Origin of the sequence: Chitinophaga sedimenti (assembly GCF_023156195.1) — a bacterium.
Taxonomy (GTDB): domain Bacteria; phylum Bacteroidota; class Bacteroidia; order Chitinophagales; family Chitinophagaceae; genus Chitinophaga; species Chitinophaga sedimenti.
This window is the reverse complement of sequence record NZ_JAKUKA010000001.1, coordinates 6163821-6188511: the sequence shown is the minus strand read 5'-3', so window position 1 is coordinate 6188511 and position 24691 is coordinate 6163821. Positions and strand designations below refer to the sequence as shown.

The 24691-nt window shown below is 49.5% G+C and carries 34 protein-coding genes, 1 tRNA gene and 1 pseudogene; 10 read left to right on the top strand and 26 right to left on the bottom strand.

The window, feature by feature from the left end; all coding sequences use genetic code 11:
- Window positions 1–73 precede the first annotated feature (73 nt).
- On the bottom strand, window positions 74–466 hold the full coding sequence (locus tag MKQ70_RS35835) for a TonB-dependent receptor plug domain-containing protein (protein ID WP_248080288.1): 393 nt from the start codon (window positions 464–466) through the stop codon (window positions 74–76).
- Window positions 467–525: 59 nt separating this feature from the next.
- Window positions 526–756, bottom strand: coding sequence for a carboxypeptidase-like regulatory domain-containing protein (locus tag MKQ70_RS35830; RefSeq protein WP_248080286.1), 231 nt, complete (start codon window positions 754–756; stop codon window positions 526–528).
- Between the two features lie 233 nt (window positions 757–989).
- Here MKQ70_RS35830 and MKQ70_RS40635 point away from each other — a divergent pair, with 233 nt between their 5' ends.
- The 8 genes and pseudogenes from MKQ70_RS40635 to MKQ70_RS35790 all read left to right on the top strand — a co-directional run bounded on the left by MKQ70_RS40635 (window position 990) and on the right by MKQ70_RS35790 (window position 5642).
- On the top strand, window positions 990–1982 hold the full coding sequence (locus MKQ70_RS40635; RefSeq protein WP_282456972.1) for a glycoside hydrolase family 88/105 protein: 993 nt from the start codon (window positions 990–992) through the stop codon (window positions 1980–1982).
- Complete coding sequence (locus tag MKQ70_RS40630) at window positions 1976–2323, top strand: glycoside hydrolase family 88 protein (protein ID WP_282456971.1); 348 nt, start codon at window positions 1976–1978, stop codon at window positions 2321–2323. The genes MKQ70_RS40635 and MKQ70_RS40630 overlap by 7 nt, the downstream gene beginning before the upstream one ends.
- 5 nt (window positions 2324–2328) lie before the next feature.
- Window positions 2329–3150, top strand: a complete 822-nt coding sequence (locus MKQ70_RS35820) for a TolB-like translocation protein (RefSeq protein ID WP_248080284.1) — start codon at window positions 2329–2331, stop codon at window positions 3148–3150.
- Between the two features lie 44 nt (window positions 3151–3194).
- Window positions 3195–4582 (top strand): annotated as a pseudogene (locus MKQ70_RS43120) (DUF4861 family protein).
- Entirely contained in the window at window positions 4579–4740 is a 162-nt protein-coding gene (locus tag MKQ70_RS35805; protein ID WP_248080278.1) for a hypothetical protein, read from the top strand. The pseudogene MKQ70_RS43120 and the gene MKQ70_RS35805 overlap by 4 nt, the downstream one beginning before the upstream one ends.
- Window positions 4686–4934: a DUF4861 family protein gene (locus MKQ70_RS35800; RefSeq protein WP_308199362.1), complete on the top strand. Its 249-nt coding sequence runs from the start codon at window positions 4686–4688 to the stop codon at window positions 4932–4934. The genes MKQ70_RS35805 and MKQ70_RS35800 overlap by 55 nt, the downstream gene beginning before the upstream one ends.
- 170 nt (window positions 4935–5104) lie before the next feature.
- Window positions 5105–5326 (top strand): hypothetical protein, encoded by a 222-nt coding sequence (locus MKQ70_RS35795; RefSeq protein WP_248080274.1) that lies wholly within the window; start codon window positions 5105–5107, stop codon window positions 5324–5326.
- On the top strand, window positions 5313–5642 hold the full coding sequence (locus tag MKQ70_RS35790; protein WP_248080272.1) for a hypothetical protein: 330 nt from the start codon (window positions 5313–5315) through the stop codon (window positions 5640–5642). The genes MKQ70_RS35795 and MKQ70_RS35790 overlap by 14 nt, the downstream gene beginning before the upstream one ends.
- A gap of 273 nt (window positions 5643–5915) precedes the next feature.
- Here the strand turns inward: MKQ70_RS35790 and MKQ70_RS35785 are convergent, their stop codons facing one another.
- From MKQ70_RS35785 to MKQ70_RS35765, 5 genes are all read right to left on the bottom strand, one after another.
- The gene (locus MKQ70_RS35785) at window positions 5916–6167 is read right to left on the bottom strand and encodes a hypothetical protein (RefSeq protein WP_248080270.1); all 252 of its coding nucleotides are present in this window, start codon (window positions 6165–6167) and stop codon (window positions 5916–5918) included.
- A 15-nt stretch (window positions 6168–6182) separates the two neighbouring features.
- A complete protein-coding gene (locus MKQ70_RS35780) occupies window positions 6183–7538 on the bottom strand; it encodes a hypothetical protein (protein ID WP_248080268.1) in 1356 nt (451 codons plus the stop codon).
- A 36-nt stretch (window positions 7539–7574) separates the two neighbouring features.
- A complete protein-coding gene (locus MKQ70_RS35775; RefSeq protein WP_248080266.1) occupies window positions 7575–7922 on the bottom strand; it encodes a hypothetical protein in 348 nt (115 codons plus the stop codon).
- Window positions 7923–8235: 313 nt separating this feature from the next.
- Window positions 8236–8775 (bottom strand): helix-turn-helix domain-containing protein, encoded by a 540-nt coding sequence (locus MKQ70_RS35770; RefSeq protein WP_248080258.1) that lies wholly within the window; start codon window positions 8773–8775, stop codon window positions 8236–8238.
- Window positions 8754–9173, bottom strand: coding sequence for a hypothetical protein (locus MKQ70_RS35765; protein WP_248080256.1), 420 nt, complete (start codon window positions 9171–9173; stop codon window positions 8754–8756). The genes MKQ70_RS35770 and MKQ70_RS35765 overlap by 22 nt, the downstream gene beginning before the upstream one ends.
- A 345-nt stretch (window positions 9174–9518) precedes the next feature.
- Here MKQ70_RS35765 and MKQ70_RS35760 point away from each other — a divergent pair, with 345 nt between their 5' ends.
- A complete protein-coding gene (locus tag MKQ70_RS35760) occupies window positions 9519–9887 on the top strand; it encodes a hypothetical protein (protein WP_248080254.1) in 369 nt (122 codons plus the stop codon).
- A 64-nt stretch (window positions 9888–9951) separates the two neighbouring features.
- On the opposite strand, the gene MKQ70_RS35755 is transcribed toward MKQ70_RS35760, so the two are convergent.
- The 4 genes from MKQ70_RS35755 to MKQ70_RS35740 all read right to left on the bottom strand — a co-directional run bounded on the left by MKQ70_RS35755 (window position 9952) and on the right by MKQ70_RS35740 (window position 11707).
- Window positions 9952–10022 (bottom strand) — tRNA-Gln (locus MKQ70_RS35755).
- Between the two features lie 211 nt (window positions 10023–10233).
- On the bottom strand, window positions 10234–10710 hold the full coding sequence (locus MKQ70_RS35750; RefSeq protein WP_248080252.1) for a glycosyltransferase family 9 protein: 477 nt from the start codon (window positions 10708–10710) through the stop codon (window positions 10234–10236).
- Complete coding sequence (locus MKQ70_RS35745) at window positions 10698–11105, bottom strand: glycosyltransferase family 9 protein (RefSeq protein WP_248080250.1); 408 nt, start codon at window positions 11103–11105, stop codon at window positions 10698–10700. Before MKQ70_RS35745 ends, MKQ70_RS35750 begins: the two co-directional genes overlap by 13 nt.
- Complete coding sequence (locus tag MKQ70_RS35740) at window positions 11105–11707, bottom strand: DUF4254 domain-containing protein (protein ID WP_248080242.1); 603 nt, start codon at window positions 11705–11707, stop codon at window positions 11105–11107. Before MKQ70_RS35740 ends, MKQ70_RS35745 begins: the two co-directional genes overlap by 1 nt.
- A gap of 255 nt (window positions 11708–11962) precedes the next feature.
- Between MKQ70_RS35740 and MKQ70_RS35735 the strand changes: the two genes are divergently transcribed.
- Entirely contained in the window at window positions 11963–12577 is a 615-nt protein-coding gene (locus MKQ70_RS35735) for a hypothetical protein (RefSeq protein ID WP_248080240.1), read from the top strand.
- Between the two features lie 444 nt (window positions 12578–13021).
- On the opposite strand, the gene MKQ70_RS40620 is transcribed toward MKQ70_RS35735, so the two are convergent.
- From MKQ70_RS40620 to MKQ70_RS43620, 15 genes are all read right to left on the bottom strand, one after another.
- Window positions 13022–13696, bottom strand: a complete 675-nt coding sequence (locus MKQ70_RS40620; RefSeq protein WP_308199359.1) for an APC family permease — start codon at window positions 13694–13696, stop codon at window positions 13022–13024.
- Window positions 13671–14450, bottom strand: coding sequence for an amino acid permease (locus MKQ70_RS40615; protein WP_282456970.1), 780 nt, complete (start codon window positions 14448–14450; stop codon window positions 13671–13673). Before MKQ70_RS40615 ends, MKQ70_RS40620 begins: the two co-directional genes overlap by 26 nt.
- Window positions 14451–14581: 131 nt before the next feature.
- The gene (locus tag MKQ70_RS35725) at window positions 14582–15175 is read right to left on the bottom strand and encodes an OmpH/Skp family outer membrane protein (RefSeq protein ID WP_248080238.1); all 594 of its coding nucleotides are present in this window, start codon (window positions 15173–15175) and stop codon (window positions 14582–14584) included.
- A gap of 177 nt (window positions 15176–15352) precedes the next feature.
- Complete coding sequence (locus tag MKQ70_RS40610) at window positions 15353–15619, bottom strand: glycerophosphodiester phosphodiesterase (RefSeq protein ID WP_282456969.1); 267 nt, start codon at window positions 15617–15619, stop codon at window positions 15353–15355.
- Window positions 15589–16311: a glycerophosphodiester phosphodiesterase gene (locus MKQ70_RS35715; RefSeq protein ID WP_282456968.1), complete on the bottom strand. Its 723-nt coding sequence runs from the start codon at window positions 16309–16311 to the stop codon at window positions 15589–15591. The genes MKQ70_RS40610 and MKQ70_RS35715 overlap by 31 nt, the downstream gene beginning before the upstream one ends.
- Before the next feature lie 232 nt (window positions 16312–16543).
- Window positions 16544–17137 carry a hypothetical protein gene (locus MKQ70_RS43665; protein WP_308199358.1) on the bottom strand — a complete coding sequence of 198 codons (594 nt, stop codon included), beginning with the start codon at window positions 17135–17137 and terminating at the stop codon, window positions 16544–16546.
- Entirely contained in the window at window positions 17088–19808 is a 2721-nt protein-coding gene (rpoC, locus tag MKQ70_RS43660) for a DNA-directed RNA polymerase subunit beta' (RefSeq protein WP_308199597.1), read from the bottom strand. Before rpoC ends, MKQ70_RS43665 begins: the two co-directional genes overlap by 50 nt.
- Window positions 19809–19825: 17 nt before the next feature.
- Window positions 19826–20311, bottom strand: coding sequence for a hypothetical protein (locus MKQ70_RS43655; protein WP_248080236.1), 486 nt, complete (start codon window positions 20309–20311; stop codon window positions 19826–19828).
- Window positions 20312–20414: 103 nt separating this feature from the next.
- Complete coding sequence (locus MKQ70_RS43650) at window positions 20415–20837, bottom strand: hypothetical protein (RefSeq protein ID WP_282456966.1); 423 nt, start codon at window positions 20835–20837, stop codon at window positions 20415–20417.
- 94 nt (window positions 20838–20931) lie between these two features.
- A complete protein-coding gene (locus MKQ70_RS43645) occupies window positions 20932–22065 on the bottom strand; it encodes a DNA-directed RNA polymerase subunit beta (protein ID WP_443657873.1) in 1134 nt (377 codons plus the stop codon).
- A complete protein-coding gene (locus MKQ70_RS43640) occupies window positions 22059–22430 on the bottom strand; it encodes a hypothetical protein (protein ID WP_443657872.1) in 372 nt (123 codons plus the stop codon). Before MKQ70_RS43640 ends, MKQ70_RS43645 begins: the two co-directional genes overlap by 7 nt.
- 62 nt (window positions 22431–22492) lie before the next feature.
- Window positions 22493–23266, bottom strand: a complete 774-nt coding sequence (locus tag MKQ70_RS43635; protein WP_248081863.1) for an RNA polymerDNA-directed RNA polymerase subunit B — start codon at window positions 23264–23266, stop codon at window positions 22493–22495.
- Window positions 23239–23457, bottom strand: coding sequence for a hypothetical protein (locus MKQ70_RS43630; RefSeq protein WP_248080234.1), 219 nt, complete (start codon window positions 23455–23457; stop codon window positions 23239–23241). Before MKQ70_RS43630 ends, MKQ70_RS43635 begins: the two co-directional genes overlap by 28 nt.
- Window positions 23423–23869: a hypothetical protein gene (locus tag MKQ70_RS43625; protein WP_248080232.1), complete on the bottom strand. Its 447-nt coding sequence runs from the start codon at window positions 23867–23869 to the stop codon at window positions 23423–23425. The genes MKQ70_RS43630 and MKQ70_RS43625 overlap by 35 nt, the downstream gene beginning before the upstream one ends.
- Window positions 23860–24657, bottom strand: coding sequence for a DNA-directed RNA polymerase subunit beta family protein (locus tag MKQ70_RS43620; RefSeq protein ID WP_248080230.1), 798 nt, complete (start codon window positions 24655–24657; stop codon window positions 23860–23862). Before MKQ70_RS43620 ends, MKQ70_RS43625 begins: the two co-directional genes overlap by 10 nt.
- Window positions 24658–24691 lie beyond the last annotated feature (34 nt).

Sequence of the window (24691 nt, the reverse complement as noted above, 5' to 3'; positions counted from 1 at the left end):
CGAATAAGGTTATCAAACGATACCTTTCCATCGTATTCGACTGTTACCTTGCCGGCCTTCCCCTTTTTAGTCGTTACCGGATAACGCCGTTGGCGCCACGCGAGCCATAAATGGCGGTGGCCGAAGCATCTTTCAGCACATCGATGCTTTCAATATCGAGCGGGTTCAGGTCGTTGATGCTGGAGGCAATAGGAATACCATCCACCACCACGAGCGGATCGTTCGTAGCCACCAGTGAGCGGTTACCGCGAATACGGATGGTGCCGCCGGAACCGGGACGGAACGACGATGGTGTGGCCACCAGGCCCGGAATACGGCCCTGTAATGCCTGTGTAATGTTGGTCGTAGGCACCTCGCGGATTTTTACTTCACTAACGGAAGCTACCGCGCCGGTTACATCGCCTTTACGGCGACTGCCATACCCAACGACTACTACGTCCTGCAGCGCGCTGGCACTGAGTTCCATGGAAATACTTAATGCTTGTCCTGTTAATGTTACTTCTTTTGTTTCGTAGCCAACAAACGTTACAATGACGGAAGATGCAGTAACGCCTGCGAGTGAAAATGTACCGTCTTTTTTGTCACTGTGTTTAGTGGAGTTCCTTTCTGTTGAATCGTGGCGCCTTCAAGGGGAGCGCCTCTTTCGTCGGTTACTTTGCCGGTTACTGTGGTCTGCGCAAATATGGAATGAGTGGTAAGGATGGCCAGTACAAGCAACAATAACTTGTTCCGCCACCGTATCAGTTTGGGAGTCATATAGCGTGGAGTTTAAATAAAGAACTTTGGAATTCGTACTGGTAAATTAGCTACGATAAAATTACCGAGTGTCCTGCTCCATCCTGCTTAACGATTAAGTGTAGCCATGACAATTACGTTGAGTTTACTGGTACATGTAAGTACAGGATGCCGGAAGAGAAAGAATGAATATATTGCCATTATATCGCGTTATGAAATAAAACACATCAACATAATTTCCAATTTCCATCGATATGAAAAATAGCTTCCTGCCTTTGATTTTAGTGGCATTCGCACTACCGGCGCAAGCCCAGTATGTAAGCGGAAAAGGCAACGACGTCACGGCTCCCCTGCACCTCACTAAACCCGATTATGTAACGCCCTACGGCGAAACAACCCCGGAGAAAGTGAAAGCCGTACTGGACCGGGTATACACTTACCTCGACGGGGTTACCCCCGCACAGCTCACGGACAAAACGAGCAAAGAGAAAGTAGACATCGCCAAAGCCGGGCCTAATACTATATTTCAGCCCGGTGACTTCCGGCTTACCAGCTATGAATGGGGTGTTACCTACACCGGCATGCTCGAAGCAGGCGCCGCCACTGGTGATAAACGGTATACTGCTTATACGATTAAGCGCGTCAATTTCCTGGGAGATGTAGTGAAAAAGTACAAGGGACAGCCCGCTAACAGTACGCCAGTTCGTTCTGTAATGGAACCCCATGCACTGGACGACGCCGGTTCCCTCGCCGCCTCCATGATCAAAGCGATCCGCGCAGGCGCCGATAATGCTACGGTGCGCCCGATGGTCGATAATTTCCTGCATTACATCATGACAAAAGAGTTCCGTTTAACAGACGGCACCCTGGCGCGCAACCGTCCCCAGCCCAACACCCTCTGGCTGGACGACCTGTATATGAGCCTGCCAGCTATTATGCAAATGGGCCAGCTGACGGGCGATAAGAAATATTACGATGAAGCCGTGAAGCAGTTCCGCCAGTTCAGCGCCCGCATGTTCAACAAAGAACGTGGCCTGTTCATGCACGGCTGGGTGCAGGACATGGAGCCGCATCCGCAATTCCACTGGGCCCGTGCGAACGGCTGGGCCATTATGACCATGATCGAAATACTCGATGCCCTTCCGGAAAACCATGAAGGCCGCACCGAGATTTTAAATACCCTGGCCCGCCATGCCGCCGGACTGGCCGAGCGCCGGACAAAACAGGCTTCTGGCACCAGTTGTTAGACCGCAACGACAGTTACCTCGAAACCTCCGCTACTGCTATTTACGCCTACTGCATCGCCCGCGCCATCAATAAAGGCTGGCTGCACCCGAAAGCCTATGGTCCTATGGCCCTGCTGGCCTGGAACGCCGTAAGCTCCAAGGTAGCCGCTAACGGACAGGTAGAAGGTACCTGCGTGGGCACCGGCATGGGCTTCGATCCGGCGTTTTACTATTACCGCCCGATCAGCAATTTCGCGGCGCATGGTTATGGCCCGGTGTTGTTAGCCGGTGCGGAAATCTACCGCATGCTGGGCTTACATCCCTTCGAGATCAATGACAGTTCCGTACAAATGAAAAAATAAACGGTATGAAAGCTACCTCCACCCTCGCGTTGCTGCTGCTGGCCATGACTGCGCAGGCGCAGATCGGACGGCGTTTCCCGCCGGAACGGAAAGTGATGAAAGACCCGGTGACCGGCACCACGCTCACGTTTTTAACCAGCACGCCCGCCGGCGATTCCAAAATCTATCAAACCCACAACCAATGGACGTCCGACGGCCAATGGCTCATTTTCCGTTCGAACCGCGTAAAAGGCGAGGCCATGGCGGTACATGAAAAAACAGGCGACCTTGTGCAGGTAACCGAAGGCGGTTACACCGGCATGCTGAACGTAGCCCGCAACAGCATGAAACTCTATTTCATGCGCAACAAGGAAAAGCTGGTAGAAATTGTAGAAGTAGATTTGGCGCGTTTGTTCAAAGACAGCAAAGCCGGTAAACTGCAACCCACCGGAGCCTATCAGCGTGTATGCGGTTCGCCGCCCCCGGAAATAGGCGCCAGCGGCGACCTTGCGCTGGATGGTGATGAAGACTGGGTGTATTTCCGTATTGGTAAAGAAGAAGCGGCCCGCCGCATTACGCCGGGTACGAAAATAGAAGCGGCTTTCGGCCCGCGGAATATGGGCGCAGGTCCATCGGGTATTGCCGCCATGAACGTGCACACCGGAGAGGTAAAACACGTGGTGGCCGTGCCGTTCCAGGTAGGACATATCCAGACCAATCCCTGGCGGGCGGGGAGATCGTGTTCTGCTGGGAAACCGGCGGTAAGTCGCCGCAGCGTACCTGGATCGTTCAGCGCGACGGCAGCGGCCTGCGCCCGTTGTATCCCGAAGCGCCGTACGAGTGGGTAACGCATGAGGCGGTGATCACGAAAGACGAAGTGGCTTTTGCCATCATGGGACATCGTAAAATTCCTTCCGGTAATAAAGAAGTAGGGGAAGGTACTGCCGTGGAAGGCGCCAACCCGGGACAGGAAGCCGCATGGGGCCCTTCGGGCACGCGGGAAAAACCGACAGGACTGGCGATCGTTAACATCCGCACACGCGAGGTGGAGATAGCGGGGCAGACCAAAAGCGGCAGCGGCCTTTGGCACGTGAGCGGTTCGCCGGACGGTCACTGGGCCGTGGGCGATGACTTTGGCAGGAACATCTACCTGATAGACCGCCATACCCGGGAAATGCTGTTGCTCTCAACAGGTCACAAAACCACGGCGGCAGATCATCCTCATCCTACGATGAGCCCGGATGGGACAAAGATACAGATACAGTCGGCCATGCTTTCGGCAGACGGCCGCTCGATGAACATCTGCATTATTCCCGTACCAGAAGCCTGGCTGAAACGGTATAAAAATAACTATCTTACTTACCTAAACGTTCCACTCATGAAATATACCCTGCCCCTGCTGCTGGCAACCCTGGCGGCGGCTTCCTGTAATACTGCGAAACAGGCGCATATTAAGCTCGAGAACACTTCGCCCGTTGAACTGACCGATAAACCCATCAGCATCGCCGGGAGCAGCATTAAAACGCAGCCTTTGGGCGAACAATTCCCGCTGGTGATATCCCCTACCGGCGATACGGTGGCTTCGCAGCTGAATGATATGGACGGAGACGGGCAGTGGGACGAACTTTTTTCGTAGTGAACCTTCCTGCGAACGCGACTGCTGATTATACGTTGGGATGGATAAAAGATCAGCCAGCCTACCTTACCCGCACCAGTGTAAGGTTTGGGAAAAGAGAATCGGCGACCAGCCCGGTAAAGCCCGCACTCAGCGAAACGGTGGAAAGGCAGGACATGCCCAAAGCGCAGGGCTTCCAGAAATACCAGACAGATGGCCCTTCCTGGGAAAATGATAAAGTAGGCTTCCGCCATTACCTCGATGGCCGCAACGCGAAAGACCTCTTCGGTAAACTCACGCCAGGCATTACACCGGAAAACGTGGGCATAAATGCCGACGGCGCGGTGGAAGACAACTACCACACCATGGCCGCCTGGGGCCGCGATCCCCTGGCAGTAGGCAATTCTGCCGGCATTGGCGGCGTAGGCTTACTGACCGACACCGGCGCATTGCGTTTGGGGATTACCGCGAACGACAGCATCAATAATATAGAGAAAACAACTTTAAAGATAACTGCCGAAGGACCGGTGAAATCCGCGCTGCGCCTCCGTTACGAAAACTGGCAGGGATATGGTCTGGAAGAGAACGTGAGCATCTGGCCGGGTATGTACGCCTATCATAATGAAGTAAAAGTGAGCAATGCAAAAAGGGCGAGCAACTGGTGATCAGCATCCCTAACATCAACGCAGTAAATGAGCCCCGTGAAGTAAAGGTGAACGACAAATGGACGGCGCTGATCTCTCATGAAAGACATGGTTATAATAAAGAGTGGCTGATCGGACTAGCATTACTGCTGCCGAACGACCGCTACCAGGCTTCATAAAGGCGCCGGCGGGCAGGCAGCTGACCAGCTGTTACCTTGCAAAAATGAGTATTACCGATAAGCCGGTGGAATATTATGCAGTTGCCGCCTGGGAACTGAGTGAGAAGTTTGCCGACTCGGCGTACTTCCGCCAGTATGTGTTAAACCTGGGCAAACAGGTATCTGCAGAGGTGAAAGTAACCATCGAAGAATAAAATTATCCAACTTCCCCGCAAGGCTGGTAGAAGGATATTTGGCATTAATCAGTGGACTATGCCTTCTCCTTTTCCCGGCCTTGTGTTTTTTTGAAAAATTCTGTAACAAATCCTGAGCAGCGTCGTCTTCCTTATAAACAACACTTATCACACTAAATTTATCAACCCAGATGAAAACGTTTCTCTCCTTCTTGTTAATGGCCTGCATGAGCCTGACTGCCTTTGCCCAGAACTTCTCTTTTGACCCCACCAATCCGACCGCCCTTGTTTCCAGGCTGAAAGATATGCCGAAAGCGCAGCTGGACACAGCCTTGCTGGCACTCGAAAACCTGGATAAAGCGAATTTCCCGCTGGCAGTACCGGGGTATCCGAAAAACCATGAAAGCTTTTAAGAAAGCTATGGTGGACTACATGGTTATCATCAAAGATTACCTGAAAGATCCGAACCAGGATGCCCTTGCGTTTGCAAGAAAAGCAGTGCTGGGCAGCTACGATATGCAGGCAATCGCCAAACGTATGGAGTTTGAACTGGAGGTAAGTGACCTGAAAAAGGACTATGCTGCTGAAGAATACGAAACCAAAAAAGAGCGTAAACAGGCCCGGAAAGAGCTGAAAGCCGGGATCAAAGAACTGGAGGACGATATGAAGGAAGAACTGGCAGACCTGAAACAGGAGATTAAAGAACAAGCCGAAGAGCTGAAATCATAAATAAGAAGGGCGCTCCGGACGGGGCGCCTTTTTTAGTCAGATGCCCGGCATGCATAGAAGATCAAAAGCAAAAGGACCGACCCGTAAAACAAGTTTCCGGGTCAGTCCTGGGGCCAGCACACACGGGTTATAATTTTTTTGCTGTAAAAGTACCTGATCCCTGTTGTCCCCTTCGTTGCATGGTGCCGGTAAATGCAGTACCATCAGCACTCAGGGTTCCTGTATTATCCCAGAAATAATTCCCGCTGGCAGTTGTTTCCTTAAAAATGAAATTTACCGTTGTTCCGTTCTGCGCCCAGTGCCGGTAAAACTGGGCGCACCAGCCGGCCGCCAGGCAAAATAAGCGCCGTTATTAGAGAACTCAAATATGTTTTGCGTAACTACATTACCGGTAACCGTAACCTCGGCCTGCCAGGTAGTATTATTGATGGACGTTTTCGATGGACGCTCTTCCGTCTCCTTTGCGCAGGATACCATGCACGTGACAATAACAGCTGTCAGCGCCGTAAATATCAATTTGCTCATAAATAAATTTTAACGTTAAGGCACAAGTTTTACAATTTCCAGCCTGAACCGCGGATCTTTAATCGTAAACACAATCTCTCTTTTCTGGTAGACCACCGCGTAATAAGCGCCGTCGAAGTATTGGCAAACGGCCAGGCCGATCTGGTCATACAGACCACCGGGATCGGAGGCCGAATATTTACCTGTTATTTTTACACCGCCTGCATTAATGATGGCCAATGCGGTGTACTTGTCGTTTTGAACATAATTGGAGGGGGAATAATCATACAACATATAGGCAGTGCCATCCGGGGTGAACTTAACGGCAGCTCCCGAACCTTCCAGGGGCCTCGTGCCGATAGCATCCCTGCTCATAAAATTGCGTCCCACATCTTCAGGAAGGGCGATATTACCATAGAGTTTAGTAAACTGCGTAGCCCCTTTCTGCCATTGGTAACAATGCACCTTATTGAAACCGAGGTAGTTTCCGGGCGCATTTTCGCCTACCAGTACCGTATATTTATCGTTGACCACCGTACTCGCGATAATCATGTTCGCACTGGTAAAATTAGCAGCATCCAGTCCGGGCATCTCCTGTTTCATCACGGTAAAAAAACTCGGGTCCATGCCTGTTGTAGATACAAAGTCGGGGTTATTCTTCAATATTGAGAAATACACTTTAGACCCCTCGACCGAAACGAGAAACTGGTTTGTAGTACCGTCCGAAAGCCGCAGGCCATCGTACGCTCTCCAGGTGGCCGGATCGAGGCGCCACACGTTTTCGGCCACTGCAAAATTTCCTGTATTAGGAAACTTGTAAGAAATCACATAAGCCTGCTTATTTCCGCCGGCGACGGTCATCGTCAATCCACCATCGGGATACCAGTTGATCGGTCTAATCGCAGGCGTTATCCACCCCGTATTGCTGCCGGCTATCGGTCCCGCGTCATCAGTATAAATAAAACACGAATAAGAACTGCCTTCCAGTTTCATATAAACCGTGTTAAAACTACCGGGAATGAACCTTGAACTATAACAAAATGAATAACCGCCTCTCTGCAAAGGCGTGCTGGCCGGAATAGCCGATCCGGGTGTAAACCTGACCTTATAGGGCTTTGTACCCTGCACCGCCGTCAATTTATAGTCTTCGCTGTACAATAACGCCAGCTGATTATCGACCACAGACAGGTCATAAGGCGTAATGGCCTGCGAGCCTTCGAACCCCGTAACCGCGCCGATGAAGGGAATGGCGCCCACCTTTTTCCAGCCGGACGATGCGCTGATAAGCGGGCCCGATGCACCTTCTCCTTTTTTGTCCGCGTCTTTTGTTTTGGTACAGGCCCCCGTTGCTACGACCAGCAGCGAAAACAGGGCATAGGTAATCCTTTTCATGTTACATGAAGGTTATAAGATAAATAGATAGTCTAATTACTGGCTGATGTTGGCTGATACGGTGCCCATGGTGGCGCCGCTTCCACCCTGTTTGATAACAATGTCTTTAAATATGGCGCCTGCTTTGCCGTTCTCGAATGTATAGGAGATCGTTTGCCTACTGCCCTCCTGCGATAGCCAGCCGGTGATATTGCCACCTGTTCGGGGATCGCCATATGTTTGGACATACACGGCAACCTGGTCAGCATTCTTTAGTTTATCCAGCGACGTTACCTTGTAAGTACCGGTTGGCGGCGGTCCTATTGTTGTAAAATACAGGGTGATGGCACTACTGATGCCGCGCATTCCTCCGGCGGGATTATCTTCGCTTTGAGCCTCGAGCACCTGTTGTACGTTTGTCCGGAGCCCCAGCGTTTTTAACCGGTAAACTTCGGGGCCGAGATTGTCGTTGGGCGTTACATGCCGGTATTCCTGGCCGGCGTCTTTTTGTTACCATCGTCGTCTTTTTTACATGATACGAACAGGCAGGTAAGGGATACGACAAGTATTAAAAATCGTTCGCACTTCATAGAGTAAGCTGCATTTAGTCTGCCGCCAAAACAACTGCAAAAACATCACAGGAAAGAATAAACGTTGTCTCAACGGGCAGTAAACCTGTCTCACAAAAACACTAACTAACTGATAAATAACTACTTAACTAACTGTGCGACTGCTCCACGTAAGCGGACGGAGTAAGGGAGGTATATTTCTTAAAGGCCCGGTAAAAAGATGCCCGGCTATTAAATCCGGCCTCATAAGCGATGGCTTCAATGGTCAATTCATTCACTTTGCTGTCTAAAAGTTCCTTGGCCTTCTCCACCCTTTTTTCATTGACCAGATCAAAAAAGCTTTTATTGATCACCTTGTTGATCGCGGCAGATACCTCCTCGGTTTTCTTTCCCATTTCCCTGGCCAATATATTAATCGAAAGATCGGGATTAGTGTAGATCCCGGATTGCCTGAGAAAGACTTCGATATCCTGCGCCAGCAGCTCCAACTCCGTTTTCGGCACCTCGGCCAGTTGCTCTTCGCTAACGACCATCTCCTCGCTGGCCGGCAGCGTGTCCCTCAGAAATTGCCCATAGGTTTCTGTGGTAAAGATCGCATGATGCCGAAAAGTATAGAACAGGATAAAAAAATAGATAAAAGTGATGAGACACGGCAGGTACAAATACTCTACCTGGTATTGCGGCAACACCAGTACAACACCGTAGTAGCCGCAGTAAGAACAATCCCCGGGATCGCGAACCGGGTGACGTAGGTCAGCTTGGTTTTCTCCAGATTGGATAACGTGGTGACCAGGCGCTTTTTGTACCGCACGATTTTAACCGCCGACGCCACCGTTCCCGCCCAGATCGTCAGCATTCCAGTAATATTAATGACCGTCATTTGCCAGGGCAATGGCTCCCGCAGCAGGGACAAGGCAAAATCAGCCCGGTCTGCGACGGGCAGCATCAGGTAGGTTACCGGGAAGGATATCCCGAAAGCACAAATCAGCAGTCCGCTGATCCAAATCGGATGTTTCAGACTGATATGAGCACCTGTTAACAGGCAGGTATAAGTAAAAAACAAGGGGCCAAAAAAGAGGAAGTGCACCAGGAAAGGAAAAACAGGTAGGGAAACTCCTTAAAGAAACCGCCTGTAATGGAGGCATTGCCAAGAAACGAGATGGCCGTATCCAGCAAAATAAGCGCTAGTACTTTATTAGGAAGCGTATTGTTTTTTCGGAAGAAGAAAGCAATAAATAAAATAATCAGATTAATCGCCAGACAGATATTTAACGCGAACATGTTTGCCCCCAAATTTATAGAAGTTCAATTTACCCGCTTAAAAATAGAAAAATATCCTAAAATCCTGTACTAGCGATGCGGAGGCGCTGGTACAATAATCCGGGTTCAAAAGTTCGGCCAATGAATTAACTTTATCAGTAAAGAAAAATATATGCTGAGGAGTATTTTATTATTGCTGATTTCGTCCTCCCTGTTTTTCATGGCCTGTTTTGTTGGTTTGAGTTACGTCCCGAAAGATGTTACGGCAACCGGCCTTATGTCAAGCGTAGAAGTAAGTTTCACCAATATCCTGAACGACCGTTATGATATCTATGTGCGGGGTACGGATTACGGGCAAACCGAGCATCCGCTCAGCCGCAGGCCGCACATTGGTTACGTAGCCCGAACGTTCTATACCGACTATAGCTGGCTATTCATCACTTATATGGTGATCGTGACCGGTACGTTCTTCCTTGTAAAAGGTCGTTTTGGGGCAGGCGCCGCCCGGATGCGGGGGTGGGAGGATCGTGATGTTTATTAACGCAGCGGACTGGATTCAAACCAAATAAAAAGACCCGCTCTAAGAGCGGGCCTTACGTCGTTTGTTGTCCTACCTGGATTCGAACCAAGACAAACAGAACCAAAATCTGTCGTACTACCATTATACTATAGGACATCGTTTAACGGGATGGCAAAATTATACTTTTTTCATTTCTACAAAAAAAACTTTTAAGAAGTTTTCAAATCCGCCACCACAAAGGATTATAACCCACAAATCTTTTCCACCTGCCGCACAATTACGTCCGGACTGATGTTTTCCATGCATGCATGATCGCCGCGGTAACAGGGTTTATTTCCGAACACCGAACAGGGCCTGCAATACAAATCTACCTGCACCGCATTCGATTCGCGCTGTCCATATCCCATAAATCCTGCATATGGATGGGTAGCCCCCATACAGATACCACAGGCACCGCAAACAACGACGCAAGGTGCATATTCGCCGAATCCATGCTCACCATCACATCCGTGTCGCGGATCACCGTTAATTCGTCTTTAAGGCCGTATTTTCCGGCGATCACCTGTACGCCGGGGTAACGGGCGCCAATGTCGTTTAACATGGCTACTTCGTTCTTTCCACCGCCAAACAACAGCACTTCCGCTTTTCCGGATAAAGCAGCAATGACCCGCTCCATCTTTTCAATCGGGTACATTTTTTCGCGGTAAGTAGCAAAAGGAGCAATGCCGATACGTTTTTTGCCTTCATGCGGGCGCTTCTCCCCCACAGCATCCAATGTGCAATGTAGCCCCAGCTGCCTGAAAACGGTGGCATACCGCTCCACGGTGGTCGTCAGCTGCCGCAATTCTTTGTTTTCTTTCCGTGTGAGCGCCTTTTTTCGTCCCGGCCCTTGTCGATGCTGCGCACCGGCACGCCCGTTAAGCGAAACAGCGTACGTACCACTTTTGAGCGTAATACGTTGTGTAAGTCGGCCACCGCGTCAATACGGTGGACTTTCCGAATTTCACGGAACAGGCGGTACAGGCCTTTTAGGCCTTTGTGCGCCCCTTTCAGTTCGGCGGGATAAAAGTGCAGACGGGGTATATCGCGGCAAAGCGCTTCCCAGTTGCGATTGCTCACAAATACGATTTCCAGGTCCGGCTGCGCCGCCAGCACCTGCTGCATTACCGGGATGGTCATGGCAGCATCGCCGAGGGCGGAAAACCGTATGGCCAGTATGGTTTTTATCTTTCCAGGCATTATTTCTGCGCGTACAATACCGGGTTCAGGGATGGATCGTTGTACATTTTCATCTGCTTATACACTTTCATGTATTTACGGCCCAGCTGAATGTCGTTCAACAGTTCTTCGATAGCAGTCGACAGGTCGCGGCGTTGCTCCAGGAGTACGTCGAGCTTACGCTGACAGGCAGCCCGGTGCTCTTCCGTAGCATCTGCGCGGGTGGCCTCTTCCTGCATATGGTATATTTTGAGCGCGAGGATCGACAGGCGGTCAATTGCCCAGGCCGGGCTCTCCGTATTAATGCTGGCGTCGGGCTGCGGAATTACATTTTTATATTTTTCCAGGAAATAGCTGTCAGTGTACTCCACCATATCCGTACGCTCCTGGTTGGAACGGTCGATCCAGCGTTTGATTTCGAGCGCTTTTACCGGGTCTATTTTCGGATCGCGGATAATGTCTTCCAGGTGCCACTGTACAGTATCGATCCAGTTTTTGGCGTACAAAAGGTGCTCAATAGTGGATTTTTCAAAAGGATTGGCTACCTGACTGTAAACGTCGTTGGTCAGGTGATAATCCGCAATGCTGCGGACAAATGTCTGGTAACACAGTTCTGTAAACATGCAGCAAATGTAACCACAAAAAGGTAACATTTACCTTCGCGCTGGGATAACATGCCCTTCAATATGTCTGATAACCCTACACCACGGGATCATTAATATTGGGCAGACTTACCTCGATAACACTATCGGCGCGGTTGCCGGTGGATATATTAAATTCAGTACCCGGCACGGTAATAATTCATTTACATTGGATAACCTCATCTCTCCCACCCCATATAAAAATCTTACTTTCACACTCTTAATCCATCGATTTTTATGTTATTGTATTTAGGCATCGCCGCATCCGTCATCCTGCTGTTCATCATCCTTTACGTTATCCGTAAAAGGCATCATCAGGAAGAAGGCACCGATTACATTCAACGCCAGCTGGAGCGATTTGCCCCGCTGCTCGACAAGCTGAAAAACAACGAACCGATCGCCGAACAGGATGTACTCCCCTACGCGGAAAATATTGCGACGCGGCAGGCTTTATACGAACTGCTGCGCGATACCGGCCGGCTTTCGCTATTTCCGGCGGCCTATAATACGATCAGGTATTCGGCCGAAAGCCAGCTCGCCACCTGGCTCGAATTCCCGATGGCGCTCGGTGCCGCACCCGATGAAATCACCTATCTCGAACGGGTGCCCGTGAGTGATGCCAGCCAGACAGACATTATTTATTACGAGGTGTTTAAATACCGTGTACATCCACCTAAAAAAGGATCGCAGGCAGGCTGGATACTCGGCGTAGTGGGCCCTTTTACGAGCGATAGTAAGCCTTACGACCTCGGCCGCGCCACCTACAGCCGCCCGGATGACAACGGCGAGCCATTAAGCCCGGAAGCCCTGACCCAGTGGGTGCATGACAACATCGCGAAACACAATGAATAAAAAAGCGCAAAGTGGAAACCTTGCGCTTATTGTAAAATCATGTGAATGTTCGAGAATGCAATTGTGTAGGCTTTTAATGGTTCTCTAAAGAGGGCTTTCCCAAAAATTTTTATAGGAAAATTTAAGAGAAACGGCCCTCCTATAACCTGGGTTTCGCCGCCATTGGCTAAATAGTTGCGAAACAAGTATATATATAGAAAAACAAGTCCTTTCAGAAGAATTTCGGGTTAAGCATTCATAGCTGTGTCCTCGCTCTTTTTAAAGTTAACATAGTGTCTTTTCCGATCAATTCATTCACTATTCATTCAGGGTTCTTGCCCAAATTTCGGAAAGCTTACTGCGGCGGTCATGCAGTCCGGATATTTTTTTGTCATGAAAAGACGCGCATAAAAAAGGCCTGCCGTTATGTTGCGGCAGGCCTTTAAATTATTTATAGCAGTGGCTTTAAGCCGCTTTCTTCGCAAGGTAATACAAAGGAATTCCCAGCAAGATAATGCCCAAACCGGCCACCGCAAAGCTGCTTTCGAAAATGAGCAGCAGTACCGCCAGCGAAAATGCCACCACGATATACAGCGCGGGCAATACCGGGTAACCGAATGCCTTGTACGGACGTGGCGCATCGGGTTGTTTTTTACGGAGGATAAAGATGCCTGCAATCGTCAGGATGTAAAACACCAGTACGCCGAATATTACCATCGCCAGCAGATCGCCATAACGGCCGGTCAAACACAGTACACAGGTCCAGATACATTGTACCCACAGGCCAAATGCCGGAACGCTGTGTTTATTCAACTCCCCTGCTTTCTTGAAAAACAATTTGTCTTCCGCCATGGTGTAATAGATACGTGCACCGGCTAAGATCAGGCCGTTATTGCAACCGAAGGTGGAGATCATAATCATGATCGCAATCACATGGGGTCCAATACCACCGAATATTTTCTCAGCAGCCACCACACCAACACGATCCAGCGGTGCGAAGGCGATTTCGTTAAATGGCACCACCGCCAGGTACATGATATTCGCCGCCACGTAAATAATGGTAACGATCAATGTACCGAGAAACAGCGCGCGACCAATGTTCTTATTCGGATTTTTAATTTCCGCGGCGATGAAGGTCACGTTGTTCCGTGGCGTCGCTGCTGAACAGGGAGCCTTTCATGGATACAGAAATGGCGCCCATCAGTGCAAGGCCGCCTAAAGCCGCCGTGGTAAGGCCGCCGGCTGCGTCGAGGCTGAGCGATTGTGCAGTCCAGGCGTTCTGCCAGTTTGCGTTCCATATCTCCGCTTTTGCACCCAGCAACAGGCCGAATATGATCAACCCGAAAAGGGAAGCAAGTTTGGTTATAGTGAAAACGGTCTGGATGATCTTTCCGCCTTTAACACCGCGTGTATTGATAAACGTAAGCAGGATCACCGATGCAACAGCCAGCAATTGTGCGCCGGTAATCTTCAGCCAGCCAAAGTCCAACAGGATATTGTTTTCGCTCACACCCGGCCACAAGTACGCGGTGTATTTTGCAAACGCCACGGCCACGGCGGCAATAGTGCCTGCCTGAATCACGCCGAACTGGGTCCAGCCGAACAGGAAAGCGATAAAAGGATTGTAAGCTTCGCGCAGGTATACGTACTGTCCGCCCGCTTTAGGGAACATACCCGATAACTCGCCGTAACTGAGGGCTGCGATGAGCGTTACCACACCGGTAAGTACCCACATGGCCATCAGCCAACCTGCGGAGCCAACGCTACGCGCTATTTCGGAAGATACAATGAAGATACCGGAGCCGATCATGGAGCCGGCCACGATCATGGTTGCATCCAGCAGGCCTAAACTGGGCTTAAAGGATGCGGTTTCGTTCTGGTTGATAGAAGACATGAATGTTGATTGAAAAAGGTATGATTGGGATTCAAAGTAGGCATAAAAAATCAAATATATCCTATCAGGCTAAAAAAGAAAAATCCCGGCACATTTCTGTACCGGGACCGTATTTTTCAGTGCGTTATTGGTTATTTCTTAGCGCCAGTGCCTAATTCGTTCAGGCCTTTGATCACTTCAGCGGTAATATCGTACTGGGTATCTTTATAAAGAATGTTGCTCGCACCTTTGCGGTAAGAGAAGATGTACGCGTAACGACCTTTGTTGATAGTCTGTAAAAAGTCGTCCAGTCTTTTCTGCAGATCGTCGTTAAACTGCGCTTCCTGCTGCATGTAAGCCTGTTGCTTCTGCTGGCGGGTAAGCTCCAGTTGCTGGTTTTTCTGCATCAGGTCTCGTTCTGCATTCTGGCCTTCTACCTGGCTCAATTGGCCGCTTTGCGCACGTTGTTGCAGTGCGGCTACTTCGTTCTGTAAAACCCTCGCTTTCGCCTTCAGTTCGTTCTCTATGAGTTCCTGCTGTTTTTCCAGTTCTGACTTCTTCTCTTTAAAATATTCGTAATGCGCTTCCGTGGAGTCAAGGTCTACGTACGCAATCTTAAAACCAGCACCGCCTTCAGCGCCATTAGCCGCTTTATCTGAACCAGCAGCGGGAGTAGCAGCGTTGTTCTTCGGCTGGCACGATGCCATGAAGCCGGCAATAGCCACCAGTAAAAGTCCGTTTTTCACAATTTGTTGATGAATAATCATGTTAAGAGGTAGGTTTTGACCCTGAAAAATATTTTGAGTGGCTAAAATAAGGTTTTTGAAATAATAAAAAAGGTTAAAATGCCGCTTAGGGCTTGAAAAGAGCGTTATTAACAATCTTTTCAAGCGCGGCATCTTAACCGTTGCTGGCATTTATGCTTACTTGTTTTTTACTTTTTCCAACGCCAGTTCAGGCTCGTCGGTCGTCAGGAAATCCACGCCGGCAGCCAGAAATTCGTCCATTTGCTCGGGTTTATTGACGGTCCATACGTTTACGGTAATGCCTTTACTGTGCGCATCTTTTATCATGTTAAGGTCTTTGCTCACCACGCCGAATTGGTAGTCAAATCCCCACATTTTATCAGCTTTCAGCTGTGCGGGCGATTTTTCACCGTTCAGGTAAGCCACCTTTGCATAGGGATCCAATTCCAGTACTTTTTCAGAATATCATAATCGAAGCTGATATACAAAATCCAGCCCTGCGCCTTTTTAGCACGCACCATTTCCACCGCAGCGGCAGCCAGCTGCTGTCCGCGCTCTTTGCTTATTTTAGACGGCTTCAATTCCAAAACCAGCTTAGTACCGTTCTGCTGCATGCCTTCATTCAGGTATTCCTCCAACGTAGGTACGCGGTCACCGTTATCCAGCTGAATGGTTTGCAGTTCGGCCAGCGGTGTTTTCTCCACCACTTTACCACCAATTTCCGGATCGTGCGATAATACCAGTTTTTCATCTGATGACAACCAAACATCAAATTCAGAACCCGCGCAACCCAGTTTGATCGCATCTTTCAGAGATGATAAAGAGTTCTGGCTGCCTGGCTGATTTTTCCACGCGCCACGGTGTGCTACTACTTTATTTTGATGGAATTCATCCTTTACCAGCGTGAATGTACCTTTTTCGCTGCCGGCAGCAATCGCCACATCGAACTTAAACGCGCCTGGGGGAAGGGCTTTATTCTTTTTCAGTTTGAGCACATTCTTCTCAATGGTGAACAAACCGGAAGTATCGCTGCTGATGGAGGCTTTTCCGCCCGCGATAACTTTACCCACCGTGGCGCCGGCTTTGCCGGTCGGGATAAGATAGTTGTCCAGTTTTAACTGCGCTTGTGTCTGCATCGCTAAAGGCATTAATACAGTGGCCAGTAAAAGGCTTTTTTTCATGACGTTGCTATAAATTTTTCGAAAAATAGCCATTTGATAGTATAGCAAAAAATGTTTTGGGATAAATGAGGGTTAAGTCGCGATATTTATTACCGCTATGATACTTCTTGATATCGTAAAATAAAAAAAAGAAGCTGAACGCTTCCCTTTTCTTCTCTATCATTACTCGTTTGAGTCGGAAAAAACACTATTCTTCTTCGTCGAACTGGAACACTTCTTTCGAAGAGGACAGGATATCGTATTCTTCTTTCGAACCTACGATCATGTTCTCGAATTCGCGCAGACCAGTACCGGCAGGAATCAGGTGACCGGTAATAACGTTTTCTTTCAGGCCCAGCATGTCGTCCGTTTTGCCGTTGATGGCTGCAGAAGACAGTACTTTGGTGGTTTCCTGGAAGGACGCTGCGGAGATCCAGCTGTGCGTACCGAGCGATGCTTTGGTGATACCAAGCAACAGCGGGCTGGAAGTAGCCGGATTTGCATCGCGGAATTCTACCAGTTTTTTGTCGGCGCGGCGCAGCAGGGAGTTTTCTTCACGAACCTGGCGCAGGGTCACGATCTGACCAGCTTTCAGGCTTGCGGACTCACCAGCTTCCGTTACTACTTTCTTATCGAAAATGTTGTCATTCTCTTCGAAGAATTCAAATTTATCGGTAGTATCACCTTCGAGGAAGCGGGTATCTCCCGGATCTTCAATGGTTACTTTACGCATCATCTGACGAACGATCACCTCAATGTGTTTGTCGTTGATTTTTACACCCTGTAAGCGATAAACCTCCACGGATCTCGTTCACCGTGTATTCCTGTACGGCGAACGGACCTTTAATTGAGAGGATATCTGCCGGAGTGGTAGAACCATCGGACAACGGGTGACCAGCTTTCACAAAGTCACCATCCTGTACCAGGATGTGACGTGTTAACGGCACCAGGTATTTCTTCACATGTTGCTCGCGGCTTTCGATGATGATCTCACGGTTACCACGTTTGATGTTACCAAAGGTTACCACACCATCGATCTCAGATACGATAGCAGGGTTGCTCGGGTTACGTGCTTCAAACAGCTCGGTTACACGTGGCAGACCACCGGTGATGTCGCGGAGTTTACCCAGCACGCGCGGAATCTTAACGATTACCTGGCCTGCTTTTACAGCTTCCGCTTCTTCAATTACGATGTGTGAGCCAACCGGAAGGTTGTATGATTTCACTTCTTTGTTGCCATCAACATAGAGTGAAGGAATTTTGTTTTTGTCTTTGGTTTCGATAACCACTTTCTCGCGGTGACCTGTCTGCTCGTCAGCTTCTTCACGGAAGGTGATACCTTCGATGATGCTTTCGAAACGGATCTTACCAGCGATTTCGGAAACGATAACGGCGTTATACGGGTCCCATGAGCAGATCGGATCCCCTTTCGCTACTTTCTGGCCGTCTTTAACAACCAGGGTAGAACCATAAGGGATGTTGTTGGTGATCAGCAGGCGGTCGTTTTTCACGTCCATGATCCTGAGCTCACCAGTACGGCCGATTACCACCTGTACTTTATCGCCTTCATTGTTTTCGTAAGTAGTCGTACGCAGACCATCGAACTGGATAGTACCATCGAACTTAGCGGTGAGCGTAGATTCAACCGAAGTAGAACCCGCAACACCACCCACGTGGAAGGTACGCAGTGTCAGCTGTGTACCAGGCTCACCGATCGACTGTGCAGCGATGATACCTACAGCATCACCACGTTGTGCAGTATAACCAGTTGCCAGGTTTTTACCATAACACCTTACACAAACACCCCTGCGGCTTTCGCAAGTCAGTACCGAACGGATTTCCACCGTTTCAATGGTGCTGTCTTCGATGCGTTTGGCCACTTCTTCAGTGATCTGCTCGCCACCTGCGATGATCAGCTCCTCAGTGTGAGGATCGAATACATCGTGCAGGGAAGTACGGCCCAGGATACGGTCGTACAGCGGCTCTACTACCTCTTCGTTGTCTTTCAGCGCAGAAGTTGCAATACCACGGAGGGTGCCACAATCTTCTTCGGTGATTACCACGTCCTGCGCAACGTCTACCAGACGACGGGTCAGGTAACCTGCATCCGCCGTTTTCAGTGCCGTATCCGCAAGACCCTTACGGGCACCGTGCGTAGAGATGAAGTATTCCAATACGTTCAGACCATCTTTAAAGTTGGACAGGATCGGGTTTTCAATGATCTCGGAACCGGTAGATCCACTCTTACGCGGTTTCGCCATCAGACCCCTTAAACCTGCCAGCTGTTTGATCTGCTGTTTAGAACCACGTGCACCAGAGTCAAGCATCATGTACACAGAGTTGAAGCCCTGTTTATCATTTGCCAGTTCACGGATCAGTGTTTCTGTTACTTTGGTATCCACACGGGACCAGATATCGATAATCTGGTTATAACGTTCGTTATTCGTGATCAGACCCATGTTATAGTTGTCCCAAACCTCGTCCACTTCACCGGAAGCGCCATCGATCATTTGCTGTTTCACCTCTGGGATGATCAGGTCATTGATGTTGAACGACAGACCACCACGGAACGCTGTACGGAAACCAAGTTGCTTGATATCGTCCAGGAATTTCGCAGTTTTAGGAATGTCGGTCGCCTTGATGATGTCACCGATGATCTCACGCAGTGATTTTTTGGTCAGCAGCGCGTTCACATAACCGGCGTCTCTTGGTACGAACTGGTTGAACAGTACGCGGCCAACAGTAGTTTCGATCAGTTTGAATTCAAGTTCACCTTTATCATTCTTCACTTCCGCTTTCACCCTGATGTGCGCGTGCAAATCTACACGGCCTTCGTTGTGAGCGATGATCACCTCTTCAGCAGAGTAGAACGCTTTACCTTCACCTTTTACGATTTCGGTAGCAGTGCTCTTCTTGCCCTTAGAGATGTAGTACAGACCGAGAACCATGTCCTGGGAAGGCAGGGTGATCGGCGTACCGTTCTGCGGGTTAAGAATGTTATGTGAAGAAAGCATCAGCAACTGTGCTTCCAGGATCGCGGCATTGCTCAATGGCACGTGTACCGCCATCTGGTCACCGTCAAAGTCCGCGTTGAACGCAGAACACACGAGCGGGTGCAGCTGAATCGCTTTACCTTCTACCAGTTTAGGCTGGAAGGCCTGGATAGACAAACGGTGCAGGGTCGGAGCACGGTTAAGCATCACCGGATGACCTTTCAGTACATTCTCCAGGATGTCCCAAACCACTGCTTCTTTTCTATCAACCAGTTTCTTCGCAGACTTAACAGTTTTTACAATACCCCTTTCGATCAGTTTACGGATGATGAACGGTTTGAACAGTTCAGCCGCCATATCTTTCGGAAGACCACATTCGTGCAGTTTCAGCTCGGGGCCTACCACGATTACGGAACGACCGGAATAATCCACACGTTTACCCAACAGGTTCTGACGGAAACGACCTTGTTTACCTTTCAGAACGTCTGAGAGGGATTTCAGGGCGCGGCCACCTTCTGCTTTAACGGCGTTGGATTTCCGGAGTTATCGAACAGGGAATCCACCGCTTCCTGCAGCATACGTTTTTCGTTACGCAGGATCACCTCAGGCGCCTTGATCTCGATCAGGCGTTTGAGACGGTTGTTACGGATAATTACGCGGCGGTACAGGTCGTTCAGGTCGGAAGACGCGAAACGGCCACCGTCCAACGGCACCAGCGGGCGCAGTTCAGGCGGTACTACCGGGATATATTGCATTACCATCCACTCAGGACGGTTTTCTACGCGAACGTTAGCTTCACGGAAAGCCTCTACAACGCTCAGGCGTTTCAGGGCTTCAGCTTTACGCTGTTGTGAAGTTTCAGTAGCGGCCTGGTTGCGAAGTGCGTAAGAAAGGCTGTCCAGGTCGATCCTTGCCAGCATCATTTCTACAGCTTCAGCACCCATTTTAGCGATGAACTTGTTCGGATCTTCATCCGGCAACATCTGGTTGTCTTTCGGAAGGGTATCCGGGATGTCCGGTACTCTTCTTCAGTCAGCAGATCGCCATAGTTCATGCCTTTCTCCTGTTTAATACCCGCCTGGATAATCACGTACCTTTCATAGTACACGATCGTTTCCAGTTTTTTGGATGACATACCCGGAGGTAGCCGATTTTATTGGGAAGTGATTTGAAATACCAGATATGTACAACGGGCACTACCAGACGGATGTGGCCCATACGCTCGCGACGTACTTTCTTCTCGGTTACCTCCACACCACAGCGGTCGCACACGATGCCTTTATAACGGATACGCTTGTACTTTCCGCAATAGCATTCGTAATCCTTTACAGGGCCGAATATCCTCTCACAGAACAAACCATCACGCTCCGGCTTGTAAGTACGGTAGTTGATGGTTTCAGGTTTCAGCACCTCTCCATAAGAACGCTCCAGGATGGTATCCGGGGAAGCGAGACTAATGGTAATGCTGCTAAAATTTGATTTAGGACGATTTTCTTTCTTAATGGCCATTGTATATTATTTAAAGAAAATTCTAGGAAGAAATAGTTGAACGATTATATAGACAGCCAGCGGAATGTTACTTCCGCCGGCCGTTATAATTCAACTATTCGAATTTCAGATCAAGACCGAGACCACGCAGCTCGTGGATCAATACGTTGAAGGACTCAGGTACGCCGGCTTTCGGAATGTTATCGCCTTTAACGATAGATTCGTATGCTTTTGCACGTCCAACAATGTCATCGGACTTGATAGTGAGCAACTCCTGGAGGATGTTGGATGCACCGTACGCTTCCAGTGCCCATACTTCCATCTCACCGAAACGCTGACCACCGAATTGGGCTTTACCACCCAGCGGCTGTTGCGTGATGAGAGAGTAGGGTCCGATTGAACGGGCGTGCATTTTGTCGTCCACCATGTGGCTCAGTTTGAGCATGTAGATGATACCTACGGTAGCCTTCTGGTGGAAGCGCTCGCCGGTTTCACCGTCGCTCAGGTAAGTATGGCCGAAGCTAGGCAATTTAGCCTCTGTAATGTAATCTGCAATTTCCTCGGTAGTAGCACCGTCGAAAATCGGTGTAGCGAAACGCACACCCAGTTTCTGACCAGCCCAACCCAGTACAGTTTCGTAAATCTGACCGAGGTTCATACGCGAAGGTACACCCAGCGGGTTCAGTACGATATCTACCGGTGAACCATCTTCCAGGAACGGCATGTCTTCATCACGCACAATTTTCGCAACAATACCCTTGTTACCGTGGCGGCCCGCCATCTTATCACCTACTTTCAGTTTACGTTTGCTGGCCAGGTAAACCTTCGCCAGTTTCAGTACACCTGCAGGTAACTCGTCACCGATAGAAATGTTGAATTTCTCACGTTTGTAACGGCCCAGCTCTTCGTTATACTTGATATTGTAGTTATGCAGCAGGATGTTGATCTGCTCATTCGTCTGGTCGTCTGTTGTCCAGCCCAGCGGATGCACATTCTGGAAATCGATGTTGGTCAGGTTCTTCTGAGAGAACTTAGAGCCCTTGGAGATGATCACCTCACCGTAAGTGTTGCTCACACCCTGTGAAGTTTTATCTTTCAGCAGCGTTAACAGTTTACCCATCAACACTTCCATCAGGTCTTCTTCGTTCTTCTGGTGAACTTTTTCCAGTTTTTCCAGCGATGCTTTTTCACGTGTTTTAGAGTTCTTATCTTTCTTGGCACGAGAGAACAGTTTCTTGTCGATCACCACACCTTCAGTAGAGGGGGCGCCTTCAGGGAAGCATCTTTCGCATCGGAAGCTTTATCACCGAAGATTGCTCTTAACAGTTTTTCTTCCGGAGAAGGATCAGACTCACCACGCGGAGTGATTTTACCGATCAGGATATCACCTTCTTTAATGTGCGCACCAACACGGATGATACCGTTCTGGTCGAGGTCTTTGGTAGCCTCTTCGCTCACGTTCGGGATATCCGGGGTCAGTTCTTCTTCACCCAGTTTAGTATCGCGTACTTCCAGTTCATACTCATCGATATGAATAGAAGTAAACCAGTCTTCTTTAGCAACACGCTCAGAGATTACGATCGCATCCTCGAAGTTGTACCCCTTCCATGGCATGAACGCCACTTTCAGGTTACGGCCCAGGGCCAGCTCACCACCACGGGTAGCATAACCTTCGGTCAGGAAGTCACCAAATTCCGGCGCTGTCCTTTCTTCACTGCGGGACGTAAGTTGATACAGGTGCTCTGGTTCGTTTTCACGAATTTGGTGAGTCGGTAGATCTTCAGATCGTCCTCGAAGCTTACCAGCTTCTGCATCTCGTCGCGCTCGTAGCGAACGTGAATTTCGTTTGCATCTACGAATTCTACCACACCTTTACCTTCAGCAGTGATCTGCAGACGGCTGTCGCGGGCAGCTTTCGCTTCCAGACCTGTACCTACGATCGGCACCTGCGGTGCGATCAGCGGAACTGCCTGGCGTTGCATGTTCGATCCCATCAACGCACGGTTGGCGTCATCGTGCTCGAGGAACGGAATCAGGGATGCGCTCAAACCTACGATCTGGTTCGGAGCAACGTCCATGTATTCAACTTCGTCTTTATCGAGGATCGGGAAATCACCGGTTTCGCGGGATTTCACTTTATCATTTACGAATAAACCTTTTTCGTCCAGGGGAGCGTTGGCCTGTGCGATTTTCACGCTGTCCTCTTCCTCGGCGCTCAGGTATTCCACTTTATGCATGTCTACTTTACCGTCTTTTACCTTGCGGTATGGAGTTTCGATAAAGCCCATCTCATTTACCATCGCGTGTACGCACAGGGTGGAGATCAGACCGATGTTCGGACCTTCCGGTGTTTCGATGGTACACAAACGACCGTAGTGGGAGTAGTGTACGTCACGCACCTCAAAGCCTGCACGCTCACGGCTCAGACCACCGGGTCCGAGTGCGGAGATACGACGTTTGTGCGTGATTTCCGACAGCGGGTTGGTCTGGTCCAGAACTGAGACAACTGTGAAGTACCGAAGAAGGAGTTGATTACGGAAGACAGTGTTCTCGCGTTAATCAGGTCTACCGGTGTAAACACCTCGTTATCCCTTACGTTCATCCTTTCACGGATGGTACGCGCCATACGGGCCAGGCCCACACCAAACTGAGCGTACAGCTGTTCGCCCACGTACGTACCCGGCGGTTAGACAGGTGATCGATATCGTCGATCTCGGCCTTACCGTTGGTGAGTTGTACCGGTATTTGATGATGGAAATGATGTCGTCTTTCGTCAGCACTTTCATGTCCAGCGGCGTAGGCAGACCCAGTTTCCTGTTGATCTTATAACGGCCTACATCACCGAGGTCATAACGCTTGTCGGAGAAGAACAATTTATCAATGATGCCCCTTGCTGTTTCATCATCCGGCGCATCGGCACCGCGCAGCTGGCGGTAGATGTGCTGAACGGCTTCCAGCTCGGAGTTCGATGTATCCTTATTTAATGTGTTGTAGATGATGGAGAAATCGCCGCTCACTTCTTCTTTCTGCACGAAAACAGATTTCACGTCCATATCCACGATGGTTTCGATGTTGGCTTCGTCCAGATGGAATCGCGCTCCAGCATGATTTCATTCCTTTCGATGCTCACCACCTCGCCGGTGTCTTCATCCACGAAATCTTCTACCCAGCTTCTCAACACACGGGCAGCCAGCTTTTTGCCGGCATATTTCTCAAGGCTTTTCTTGTCTGCCTTCACCTCATCCGCCATGCCGAAGAGCTGGAGGATGTCTTTATCGGTTTCGTAGCCAATAGCCCTCAGCAACGTGGTAACCGGGAATTTCTTCTTACGGTCGATGTACGCGTACATCACGTTGTTGATGTCTGTCGCAAACTCCATCCAGGCGCCTTTGAAAGGGATCACCCTTGCAGAGTAGATCTTGGTGCCGTTAGGATGCACGGATTGACCAAAGAATACACCAGGAGAACGATGCAGCTGGGAAACAACTACACGCTCAGCGCCATTGATCACGAAGGTACCCCTTGGGGTCATGTATGGAATATTGCCCAGAAACACATCCTGTACGATAGTCTGGAAATCCACGTGCTCTTCGTCGTTACAGCTCAAACGCAGTTTGGCTTTCAACGGCACGGAATATGTAAGACCACGTTCGATACACTCTTCGATCGTGTAACGCGGAGGATCTACGAAATAGTCAAGGAACTCCAGGTTAAAGATATTTCTGGTATCAGTAATCGGGAAATTCTCTTTAAATACTTTGAAAAGGCCTTCGTTGTTACGCTTGTCTGGTGTGGTTTCTAATTGGAAGAAATCCTTGAAAGATTGGATTTGGATAGCCAACAGATCCGGTGTCTCAGCAACTTGTTTGATCTTT